Origin of the sequence: Autumnicola edwardsiae, assembly GCF_031846505.1 — a bacterium.
Taxonomy (GTDB): Bacteria; Bacteroidota; Bacteroidia; order Flavobacteriales; family Flavobacteriaceae; genus Autumnicola; species Autumnicola edwardsiae.
Genome location: NZ_JAVRHP010000096.1, coordinates 1 through 11,778 on the forward strand (window position 1 = coordinate 1; position 11,778 = coordinate 11,778).

An 11,778-nucleotide genomic window follows, 5' to 3' on the forward strand; every position below is an offset into this window, starting at 1 on the left:
TACTTTAAATTGATTATTATATACAAGAAAGGAGAAGCTCGAACAGCTTCTCCTTTTTTATTTTTCCAATATTAATATTAAGATAAAATAGTTGATTCTATCATCTCTTGTTGTTTTGCTTCAGTAAATTTAATTACTCCCGAATCGCAAAAGAGACAGCTCAAAAATGACAATTATCGTAATGCCGTTCAGCCTGTCACAGAAACATGATCTACAGGTTCATCCTGATAGAAAAAGCACGCTTCAATTAGAACAACATTACATAGGATAATGATAATATCGCAATTTTTTTCTGCTAAACTTTTCTACAACTACATCTTAAAGTGACATCGCTTTGCCACCACCAAGCTCCTCTACAGGACCGCAGGGGATATATTCACCTGGAATGGGATCATACCATAGTACGTTTTCCCCTACCTCTTCACTGGTTTTCCAAGCCCAGATAGCCATTTCCCTTACATTCCGCAAATAAGAATAAGCACCGGCATCAGCACTGATTCCGGAATATTTTAAATTAGTATCAACTCCTTCATTATCTTCTGCCGGATCTTTATCCTGTGGATCCTGAGTTTCTGTATTACGTTTTACATAGCTTTCTCTTTCTTCAGGGGTTGCGCGAAGATATCTTTCGATAATTTGTTCATACTCTTCCTCACTTCCTTCGCCTACGCCTTTATCAAACATATTTTCAAAAGCTCTTGAAAAGGCATCTGCAGATTCCTTAAATTCCTTCTGACTTTCTTCAGAAGCTACTTCATTAATATAAGAATCCAAAAATTCCGCAATATTAAGATCGCCGGCACCAGGAGTGTCTGTTGTTGGTATTATTACATCAAGTATTCTTGTAAGGGCAAAACCATTGGCAGCACTTAAAAAAGTTGGTTCCCATTCATAGTTCCTTTCATTCTTACAACTCTGCAAGAGCCCAAGCGTAGTTGGTCCCACAACCATTATTCCCGCTCCAAGTCCTATATTTTTTAAAGCCTGTCTTCTATTCATTTTCCCAAATATTAAACGTTAGATTTCTTAAAGTTTTTAGAGGCATGGTCTGCCGCCCTGGCCGTCATGGCCATATAGGTCAATGATGGGTTCTGGCATCCCGCAGAGGTCATAAAAGCACCGTCTGTTATATATAAATTCGGAACCTCGTGAACCTGATTATTCCCGTTGAGCACAGATGTCTTAGGATCTCTACCCATTCTGGCAGTACCCATTTCGTGGATTCCCAAACCGGGGGCTCCTAACTGATCGTACGCACTAATATCTTTAAAACCTCCTTTTTCCAACATCGCCACAGCCTGCTCCTGCATATCCTTTCGCATCTTCAATTCATTATCTTTAAATTCTGCGTCAAAAGTTACTGTAGGCAATCCCCATTCATCGGTTTTATCATAATCCAGGAACATCTTGTTTTCGTGATAAGGCAAAGTTTCTCCAAAGCCAAGCAGACCCATTGTCCAACCTCCTGGCTTGGTAATAGCTTCTTTAAGTTCCTGTCCATAAGCAGCTTCAGCAATGTTTTCTTCCCAATTACCACGGCTTGCACCTCCCTGGTAGCCATAACCCCGGGTAAAGCCAAGATTTTCATCGCCATTTATATTTCTGAAGCGCGGGAGATAAATACCATTTGGTTTCCTTCCTTTATAATAGGAATCTTCCATACCATCAAATTTTGCTGATGCTCCAACTCTAAAGTGGTGATCCATAACATTATGTCCCAGTTCGCCGCTGTCATTTCCCAATCCATCTGGAAAACGATCAGATTTTGATTGTAACATAATGCTGGTAGAAGCCATTGATGAAGCACAAAGGAAAATTACATTAGCCTTGTATTCTAATGTTTCCTTAGTTTCTGCATCAATAATTTTAACTCCGGTAGCCCGCTTGGTTTCTGCATCATATACTACTTCATGCACTACAGAGTTAGGACGCAAGGTCATATTCCCGGTACGATCTGCCGCAGGTAAAGTAGAAGAGTTACTGCTAAAATAACCTCCATAAGGACAACCTCTAACACAGCGGTTCCTAAACTGGCATTTTGAGCGGCCCTCAAATTTTGTATCACCTGTAATATGGGCGACCCGGCCTGGTGTTAAGACCCTCCCGTCAAAATTTTGAGCTATACTCTTTTTTAAATGATCCTCTACACAGTTAAGCTCCATAGGAGGTAAAAACTGCCCGTCAGGCAACTGACTTAGACCTAATCGTTCTCCACTTACTCCTATATAAGATTCTACATAATCGTACCACGGTGCAATATCTTTATATCTAATAGGCCAATCTACTCCATTGCCGTCCTTTTTATTTGCAGTAAAATCCAAATCGCTTAGACGGTAGCTATGTCTTCCCCACATAATAGATCTTCCCCCTACGTGGTATCCGCGCATCCAGTCAAACCTTTTAACCTCGTTATAAGGATGTTTTATGTCATCTACGAACCAATGAGCGCTGGCTTCATTGGTGGTATAACCTGTCCTTGCTTGTTTATACTGCCTCTTCTTATCTTCGCGTGTTTGTTGTCCCTTATACTTGTAGTCCCAGGGATCATCGTTCATAGTAGGATAATCCTTTACATGTTCTACCATGGGACCTCTTTCCAGCACCAGAGTTTTAAATCCTTTTTCACAAAGTTCCTTAGCGGCCCAACCACCACTAATACCAGTTCCAACAACTATAGCATCATAGCTATCGTTTTCGTAAAAATTACTCACAATTCAGCAGTTAATTATTAATGAAATAATAGATATAGTTCCAAATATAGAAATTTATGCTTATAATTTTTCATCTTTAAAAAAAAGTCTACTTTTAAATTTCAAATTTGTTAAATAAATTATTCTATCAATTAACTAAACATGAAAATCTCTTATTTCAAATTCTCCGGAATAGCTGCATTCATTATGCTATTCAGTCTTGGCTTTATTTCCTGCAAAGATGGCAACCAAAAAGATTCCAATCAGGAAACTGTTGAAAAAAATGATACTACAAACACAAAAGATCCTTTTTTTAAAATATCCCTGGCCCAATGGTCACTTTCGGGACCAATTAAAGATGGTAGCATGGATCCTGTAGATTTTGCTCAAAGAGCCAGTGAAATGGGTTTTGAGGGTATCGAATATGTAAGCCAATTATATACCAGCAGATATGCAGATGCTGAAGATCCCCAGGCTGCTTTACAGTCTCTCCTGGACACTCTTAAGGCAAAAAGTGAGGAGTATAATGTGGAAAATGTTCTTATAATGGTAGATCATGAAGGGGAATTGGCCTCTGCAGATGAAGCTGAAAGAAACGAGGCGGTAGAGAAGCATAAAAAATGGGTAGATGCGGCAGAGTTTCTTGGTGCTCACGCTATACGTGTAAACCTTTTTGGAAGTGAAGACGAGGAGGAATGGAAAGCTGCTGCCACAGACGGACTTAAAAAGCTTTCAGAATATGCTGCCGATAAAAATATTGATGTTCTTGTTGAAAATCACGGCTATTATTCCTCCAATGCGGCCCTTCTGGCTGAAGTTATGGAAGATGTAAATATGGAGAACGCCGGAACGCTACCGGACTTTGGAAATTTCTGCCTGAAAAGAGAAGGTGGCGAAAGATATGAAGCCAAATGTGTAGAAGAATATCCAAAATACCAGGGAGTAGAAGAAATGATGCCTTACGCAAAAGCCGTGAGTGCAAAAGCCTACGAATTTAATGAGGAGGGGGAAGAAACCACTATCGATTTTGAAAGAATGCTGCAAATTGTAAAAGATGCAGGATATACCGGCTATGTGGGTATAGAATATGAAGGAAGCGGCCTATCTCCAGAGGAAGGTATCCTTGCAACAAGGGAACTTTTGATCGAAAAAGGAACTAATTTAAATTCAGATAATCAATAACATGGAAAATAGTACACGCTTTCAGCTTTCTATTATGATGTTCTTCGAATTCTTTATTTGGGGAGGCTGGTTTGTAACTTTAGGAACTTTTTTGGGAAACAATCTTGAGGCGACTCAAACGCAGATTTCCACTGCATTCTCTACCCAATCCTGGGGCGCTATTATTGCCCCGTTTATAATTGGGCTTATAGCCGACAGGTATTTTAATGCTGAAAAGATTTTAGCAATTCTCCATCTCATCGGTGCTTTTTTGATGTACAAAATGGCTTATGCCGAAGATTTCACGACTTTTTATCCCTATATACTCGCCTATATGATCGCTTACATGCCTACACTTGCTTTAGTGAATTCTGTAAGTTTTAATCAAATGAAGGATCCTGCTAAAGAATTTTCCTTTATCAGGGTATTTGGAACCATTGGTTGGATAGTTTCCGGGGTGGCTATTAGTTACATTTTTAGTTGGGATTCTGCGGAAGGAATTCAAGAAGGAATGCTTAGGAATACATTCTTAATGACTGCTGCTGCTTCAGCATTTTTGGGCATTTTCAGTTTCTTTTTGCCAAGCACTCCGCCAAAAGCAAAGACAGGAGAAAAACCCAGCCTTACTGAAGTTTTAGGTCTGGATGCGCTAAAGTTGCTTAAAAGTAAAAACTTTCTGATTTTCTTTTTGTCATCTATTCTTATAAGTATTCCGCTGGCATTCTATTACCAGCACCTCAGTCCTTTCTTAACAGATATAGGTGTTGGAAATTCAACAGCAAAAGCGGCTCTGGGCCAGGCTTCAGAGGTTTTATTTATGCTTCTAATTCCATTTTTCCTAAAGAGATATGGTATAAAAATGACACTTTTGATGGGTATGATTGCCTGGGCCGCAAGATACCTGCTCTTCGCATATGGTAATGCTGATGAGCTTTCCTTTATGCTGCTAATCGGGATTGCCCTACACGGGGTTTGCTACGATTTCTTCTTTGTTTCAGGACAGATATATACAGATTCCAAAGCGGGAGAAAATTTTAAGAGTGCAGCGCAAGGCCTTATTACCCTTGCCACTTATGGAGTTGGAATGCTCATAGGTTTCTACGTTGCAGGACTGGTAAGTGATGCTAATATGTTAAGTGACGGCAATCAAAACTGGACAGGAGTATGGACCTTCCCTGCAATTTTCGCTTTTGCAGTAATGGTACTTTTTGCTATATTCTTCAGAAATGAAAAAATAGAAAAGAAAGATATAGAAATTTAAAAGCATATAAATTATGAGTAGAAAAATAAAATTAGGCATACTTGGTGGAGGCGGTGATTCACTAATAGGCATCCTTCACCGGGTGGCTTCTGCCATGTATGACAAATATGAAGTGGTGGGAGGTGCCTTTAATCCTGAACTTGAAGAAAGCATAAGTTTTGCAAAAGAGATTGGCATTGGTACAGACAGGATCTATAAAGATATTGATACTCTTATTGAAAAAGAAAAATCCCTTCCTGAAAATGAGAGAATCCAGGTAGTATCTGTCCTCACCCCTAATTTCCTACATTTCCCCATGGCTAAAAAGCTGCTGGAAAACGGCTTTAATGTAATATGCGAAAAGCCAATGACCACTACTTACGAAGAAGCTAAAATTCTACAGGAGACACAGGAGAAATCAGGAAGCATCTTTGCAGTAACTTATACCTATACGGGATATCCTATGGTACGGCAAATGAAGGAAATGATTGCCAATGGGGAACTGGGCAAAATCCAGAAAATAGATGTTCAGTACTATCAGGGTTGGATCAATTCTATTATTCATGATAAGGAGAAACGTTCCAGTACATGGCGTCTTAATCCTGAAAAGTCCGGAATAAGCTGTTGTGTTGGTGATATTGGCACTCACGCTTTTGACATGGTGGAATACGTCACCGGTCTGGAAGTCCGGGAAATCTTGGCAGACCTTAATTACTTGTACAAAGACAACGTAATGGATATTGACGGAACTGTGCTTTTAAGATGTTCAGAATATGTAAAAGGAGTAATACGTTCCAGCCAAATTGCTACAGGTGAAGAAAATAATTTTACTGTAAAGATCTATGGAGAAAAGGCTGGTTTAAAGTGGGAGCAGGAAAACCCCAATTATCTCTACATGTTGGAGGAAGGACAGCCAATGCGGGTCTTAAAGCCGGGACATCCTTACAACAGTAAACTTTCCCTTGACGGAACGAAACTGCCGCCGGGACACCCCGAAGGAATTTTTGATTCTATGGGTAATATTTATAAAGGTGTAGCCCGTGCTATTAATGGGGAAGACTATCATCCTGCCGAATTCCCACAGCTCAGGGATGGGTTGAGGGGGATGAATTTTATAGAAAAAGCTGTGCACTCCCATAAAGAAGGGAACGTATGGGTAAAAATTGATGAATAATAAAAAACCGGAAAATGAAGACAATTAAAGGACCTGCAGTATTCCTGGCACAATTTATCGATGAAAAAGAACCTTTTAACTCTTTGGATGGATTGTGCAAGTGGGCTTCAGGATTAGGATATAAAGGAATACAAATCCCTACATGGGAACCAAGGCTCATAGACCTGAAGAAAGCCGCAGAGAGCAAAAACTATTGCGATGAACTTAAAGGTAAAATTGAATCTTACGGACTGGAAATAACAGAGCTTTGCACGCATTTACAGGGGCAACTTGTAGCCGTACATCCTGCCTACGATAAAATGTTCGATAATTTTGCGCCTAAAGAACTACACAATAAGCCAAAAGAAAGAACAGATTGGGCAATAGACCAGTTAAAAAGCGCAGCTAAGGCCACGCGTAACCTGGGATTGGATGTAATGGGAACTTTTAGCGGTTCTCTGCTATGGCATACCTCCCATCCCTGGCCACAACGTCCTGCAGGACTTGTAGAACTGGGATTCAAAGAACTTGCTGAAAGGTGGGTTCCAATTCTCAATGAGTTTGACGAGCAGGATGTAGATGTTTGTTATGAAGTACATCCGGGAGAAGATGTGCACGATGGGGTGACCTTCGAGCGCTTTTTAGAGGCAACGAATAACCATAAAAGAGTGAATATTCTTTATGATCCCAGTCATTTTGTACTTCAGCAGTTGGATTACATTGAATATATTGATAATTATCATGAGTTTATAAAAATGTTTCACGTTAAGGATGCCGAATTTAATCCTACGGGCAAAAAAGGAACATTTGGTGGCTATGAAGACTGGATTAACCGTGCAGGTCGCTACAGGAGCCCCGGTGATGGCCAGGTAGATTTTAGAACAATCTTTTCCAAATTAACACAATACGGTTGTGATGTATGGGCAGTAATGGAATGGGAGTGCTGCATAAAATCTCCTGAACAGGGAGCAAAAGAAGGTGCTCCATTTATCCAAAGCCACATTATTCAGGCCACAGAAAAGAAATTTGATGATTTCGCGGGAACAGAGATTAATGAGGAAAGATTAAAACAACTCCTGGGCACCAATAGTTAAGCTGAAAAATATGAAACTATTTAATGTAAGCATTATCGCTCTGGCAGCTCTGGCTTCAGGATGTAAAAATAATACTGAACAAGAAGAACAAGATGTTCAAACTGAAGAGCAGAGTGTCGTTACACAGGATCAGGAAAACGACTGGCAGGAGCTTTCTTCAGGAAATGACCTAAGTGGCTGGAAGGCATATAAAACCGATTCTATTTCTGATCAATGGAAAAAAGAAGGAGAAGCTATAGTTTTTACTCCTTCTGAAGATAGTCCTGAAGGATCTGAAAACCTGATTACAGAAGACGAGTACACTAATTTTCAGCTCGATTTTGAATGGAAAATTTCCGAAGGAGGAAACAGCGGTATTATGTGGGGCGTTCAGGAAATGGAAGAATATAATGAGCCGTACTATACCGGACCTGAAATTCAGCTGCTCGATAACGAAAGGCATCCAGACGCTAAAAACGGTCCCGTACGACAAGCGGGAGCTTTGTATGATATGGTTCCCCCAGGTGAGGATGTAACCAATCCGGCAGGAGAATGGAACACCCAGTCTATTGTTATTGATCACAAAAACAACAAAGGTAGTGTGACTCTAAACGGAACAAAAGTTACAGAATTTCCCGTTCATGGAGATGAGTGGGAGCAAATGGTGTCAGAGTCAAAATTCAGTGACTGGGAAGATTTTGGCAAAAGCCGTACCGGCCATATCGCCCTTCAGGATCACGGGAACAAGGTTGCCTTCAAAAACATTAGAATCAAAGAACTGGAATAAATCGTTTTTTACGCCTATTTACAAAAGCTGTGTAGATTTCTATGCAGCTTTTTTGTTTTTATGGTTTCATTAGAGTTATTTTTCCTAATTTATTAATTAAAGTTTTTAAAATGAAAACTACAAAAGTCGCTTTTAAAAATAATGAGGGTAATGAACTGGTGGGGTACCTGGAACTTCCCACTAATCAAAAACCTCATAATTTTGTCTTGTTTGCTCATTGCTTCACCTGCAATAAAAACTTTTTTGCACCCAAAAATATCAGCCGCACGTTAGCTTCACGTGGCTTTGGTGTGCTACGATTTGACTTCACCGGATTGGGGGAAAGTGAAGGCAACTTCTCTGATACCAATTTTTCAGGTAATGTTCAGGATTTAGTTGCTGCAGCAAAATTTCTGAAGAAAGAGCATAAGTCCCCTTCTGTACTCGTGGGCCATTCGCTGGGAGGAGCTGCTGTCTTAATGGCTTCCGAAGAAATAGAATCTGTAAAAGCAATAGCTACCATTGCCGCCCCGTCCACTATTACGCATGTAGAAGGCTTGCTTTCTGAACAAATGGACAAGCTTATGAAAGATGCAAATGCCACTGTAAATATAGGAGGCCGACCCTTTAAAATTAAGAAGCAGTTCCTGGAAGACCTTCAGAAGCATGACCTTAGGTCTCGATTATCAAAACTGGAAAAAGCTATTCTTATACTTCATTCCCCTCAGGACGAAGTTGTAGAAGTCAAAAATGCTGAAGAACTTTACACAGCAGTAAGTCACCCTAAAAGTTTTGTTTCACTGGATGGGGCAGATCACCTTTTAAACGATAAGGAATACTCTATTTATGCGGGAAGGGTGATAGCGACATGGGCAGAAAAATATATAGAACTCGAAGAAATACAGGACCTGGAAACAGACCATCAGGTCGTGGCTAACCTTGGGAAAGAAGGATTTACCACCCAGGTCAAGGCAGGTATTCATAATTTTACTGCAGATGAACCTGTGAAAATGGGCGGAAACAATTTTGGACCCACACCATACGAATTTCTTTCTGCAGGTCTGGCTGCCTGTACTTCTATGACGATCCAGATGTATGCAAAGAGAAAGAAATGGCCGGTAGAAAATGTAGAAACACATGTAAATTATGCTAAGCAACATGCTAAGGACTGTGAAGACTGCGATAAAGACGGCTCAAAAATTGACACTTTTGAAAGGGAAATTTCTATTTCCGGCGATCTGGAGGAAAAACAAAAAGAGCGGTTGCTGGAAATTGCTGATAAATGTCCCGTGCACAAAACGCTAAGTGCTAAAGTGACAATTCTTACAAAATTAATCGAATCTTAGTCTGTATGAGTTAAGCAGCTACTGCTTTATCTTTCTTTGAAATTTTTCTATAATCGTCTCCTTTGCTCCGGGCCTCTTGTAACCCATTAAAAATCCAATAGGCCGCAGCTCTGCATGGTGATCTGCAATTATTTTTATAATTCCAAAGATTGGAACAAAAAGAATAAGACCTGCCGCTCCCCATACAACACCTCCTACCAAAACGGCGATTATTATAAATAAAGGACTTTGCTGCACCTCAGACCCAATAATGACAGGTTCAAAAACATAACTCTCCATTAACTGGATAATAATTACAATTAGTGTAAAAGAAATTACTTCTATATAACTACCACCAAAAACAATCATAAATAAAATTGGAAGAATCCCGCTTATCAGAGGTCCTATATATGGTATTATTGTGATCAAGGTGCCAAAAAGTATAAGTAATGGTGCATGTTCCAATCCATATGCGGTAAAAGAAATGATATAAAGAATAGCAAGTAAAATCATTACCTGAATTCTTCCCCACAAGTACTTATGAGCCACCCTGGAGGTTTCCCTTATTATCTGCTCCGTTTCCTGCTCTTTATCCCCGGGAATATACATCATTAGAAACTCTTTAAATTTGTCTCTGTTTATTAGAAAAAGGAAAACGTAAATTAAAACCAGTAAAAATTTTATAACGACTTCTGTTAAACTGGCAAGAACTCCCGAAATGAATACCTGAAGCCAGTCAATAATTGAACTCATTTCATTCCGAAAAATTTCTCTTTGCTGTTCCAGTGAAAAACCCGTAGCACTCATTACTTTTTCCTGAAGCACTGCTACATATTCTCCTATTTCATCCCTTCTTTCAATTAAATCGTCGAGAAAAACACCAAGTTGCCGAAAAAGAAAAAAAAGAACCAGCCCCACACCCATAAATAGGATAAATGTACTTACAAAGGAAGATGTAATTCTTCCTGCACCTGCTTTAGTTTCGAGAAACGTACTTACAGGAACCATTAGTGTGGATAAAAAAACGGCAAATATGATAGGTATGAGTAACGGTGCGCTAAAATAGAGGCCAACAATCAAGAGGAAACAGAAAAATAGTATTGTATTTGTCTTTTGAAATTTTTGTATTATCATTTCGCTTTTTTAGATACGATTATTACATTTTCAGAATAGGGGTCTGATCGATTAAGCTTGTACAGATATTCCCTGTCCAAATTAAAGATAATTAAAATTCTCCTTTCTTACTTTACCATAAGCAATAGCTCGACGTTCTTAAAAAGAGAAATTAAAAATCAATACGAAACGAAGAATAAAAATGAGCTTATCTTCACACCTCATTCTAAAAATATCCTGAAAAACCTGTCCAAATCCTTCTCTGCTTCACTGTTAAGCTATCCTTAAATCTTTGGTCAAAGCTTTTAATAGATTTAATTTAGTATAGTATAACCAGAAAATTAACTATAACATTATGAAACGTATTAGTATATCTTTACTGTTTTGTGCCTCTATTTTCATCTTCAGTTGTAAAAACGAAGGAGAACAAAATGAAAATGAAATGGAAACCACAACAGATAGTGAATTAATGACAGAAGAAGAAGATCAGGATCGTTCTTCTGAAGAAACAAAGGAGATAACCGTAGATCTGGAAGCAAAAAGCGGCAGTGACCTTTCAGGTTCTGTAACTTTTACTGAAGAAAATGGAGAAGTACGAATGGAAGGAACCATAAGCGGTCTTTCTGAAGGTACTCATGCTATCCATATTCATGAAAATGCAGACTGCTCTGCAGAAGATGGATCTTCTGCCGGAGGTCATTGGAATCCAACAAATGAGCCACACGGTGAATGGGGTGACAGTGAAGGATATCACAGAGGAGATATTGGCAATTTTCAAGTGGACAGCAATGGAGAAGGGAATGTTAGCATGTCAACAGACCAATGGTGTATAGGCTGTGACGATGAAAACATGAACATCGTAGGAAAAGCTGTTATAGTGCACGATGGAGTAGACGATTATACATCACAACCATCAGGAGACGCAGGAACAAGAGTAGGTTGTGGAGAAATTGAAATGTAAAACTCCCTAATTTAACGAGATTATAAAAAACGGGTCTGGCTTTTTAAGTTAGACCCTTTTTTTATTTCTGAACATTCCCCGAAAGAAGGTCCCACTTCTATGAGGGCCGATATTTGCCAATTTTCAGGTATCATTTTACACCTGGACTATAAAAAAGTTTTATTTAAAAAATATCTTTTAATCAGCAGTAGATTAAGAACCTAATTTTCTGATCCTGTTTCTGAAACATTTTAATAAAATTCTTATTATGGCGTGCCCTTCGGGCCGGGCTATCCACGCTACACGGTAGCCGCTCC

10 protein-coding genes are annotated in these 11,778 nt (G+C 39.3%); 7 read left to right on the forward strand and 3 right to left on the reverse strand.

From position 1 onward, the window contains the following. Positions 1 to 318: 318 nt before the first annotated feature. Both RM529_RS14060 and RM529_RS14065 read right to left on the reverse strand, forming a co-directional pair. Positions 319 to 999: a gluconate 2-dehydrogenase subunit 3 family protein gene (locus tag RM529_RS14060; RefSeq protein WP_311485401.1), complete on the reverse strand. Its 681-nt coding sequence runs from the start codon at positions 997 to 999 to the stop codon at positions 319 to 321. Positions 1,000 to 1,010: 11 nt separating this feature from the next. Further along, on the reverse strand, positions 1,011 to 2,711 hold the full coding sequence (locus tag RM529_RS14065) for a GMC oxidoreductase (RefSeq protein WP_311485402.1): 1,701 nt from the start codon (positions 2,709 to 2,711) through the stop codon (positions 1,011 to 1,013). A 141-nt stretch (positions 2,712 to 2,852) separates the two neighbouring features. On the opposite strand from RM529_RS14065, the gene RM529_RS14070 reads away from it, so the two are divergent. From RM529_RS14070 to RM529_RS14095, 6 genes are all read left to right on the forward strand, one after another. Further along, positions 2,853 to 3,872 carry a sugar phosphate isomerase/epimerase family protein gene (locus RM529_RS14070; protein ID WP_311485403.1) on the forward strand — a complete coding sequence of 340 codons (1,020 nt, stop codon included), beginning with the start codon at positions 2,853 to 2,855 and terminating at the stop codon, positions 3,870 to 3,872. A 1-nt stretch (position 3,873) separates the two neighbouring features. Beyond that, positions 3,874 to 5,112 carry a nucleoside permease gene (locus tag RM529_RS14075; RefSeq protein WP_311485404.1) on the forward strand — a complete coding sequence of 413 codons (1,239 nt, stop codon included), beginning with the start codon at positions 3,874 to 3,876 and terminating at the stop codon, positions 5,110 to 5,112. A 13-nt stretch (positions 5,113 to 5,125) separates the two neighbouring features. Next, positions 5,126 to 6,265, forward strand: coding sequence for a Gfo/Idh/MocA family protein (locus tag RM529_RS14080; protein WP_311485405.1), 1,140 nt, complete (start codon positions 5,126 to 5,128; stop codon positions 6,263 to 6,265). Positions 6,266 to 6,279: 14 nt separating this feature from the next. Beyond that, the gene (locus RM529_RS14085) at positions 6,280 to 7,338 is read left to right on the forward strand and encodes a sugar phosphate isomerase/epimerase family protein (protein WP_311485406.1); all 1,059 of its coding nucleotides are present in this window, start codon (positions 6,280 to 6,282) and stop codon (positions 7,336 to 7,338) included. A 10-nt stretch (positions 7,339 to 7,348) separates the two neighbouring features. Then, positions 7,349 to 8,104: a 3-keto-disaccharide hydrolase gene (locus RM529_RS14090; RefSeq protein ID WP_311485407.1), complete on the forward strand. Its 756-nt coding sequence runs from the start codon at positions 7,349 to 7,351 to the stop codon at positions 8,102 to 8,104. 110 nt (positions 8,105 to 8,214) lie between these two features. Then, complete coding sequence (locus RM529_RS14095; RefSeq protein ID WP_311485408.1) at positions 8,215 to 9,429, forward strand: bifunctional alpha/beta hydrolase/OsmC family protein; 1,215 nt, start codon at positions 8,215 to 8,217, stop codon at positions 9,427 to 9,429. Positions 9,430 to 9,447: 18 nt separating this feature from the next. Here RM529_RS14095 and RM529_RS14100 read toward each other — a convergent pair whose 3' ends face one another. Then, positions 9,448 to 10,542, reverse strand: a complete 1,095-nt coding sequence (locus tag RM529_RS14100; RefSeq protein ID WP_311485409.1) for an AI-2E family transporter — start codon at positions 10,540 to 10,542, stop codon at positions 9,448 to 9,450. 334 nt (positions 10,543 to 10,876) lie between these two features. Here RM529_RS14100 and RM529_RS14105 point away from each other — a divergent pair, with 334 nt between their 5' ends. Next, positions 10,877 to 11,482 (forward strand): superoxide dismutase family protein, encoded by a 606-nt coding sequence (locus RM529_RS14105; RefSeq protein ID WP_311485410.1) that lies wholly within the window; start codon positions 10,877 to 10,879, stop codon positions 11,480 to 11,482. The last annotated feature ends 296 nt before the right edge of the window (positions 11,483 to 11,778 follow it).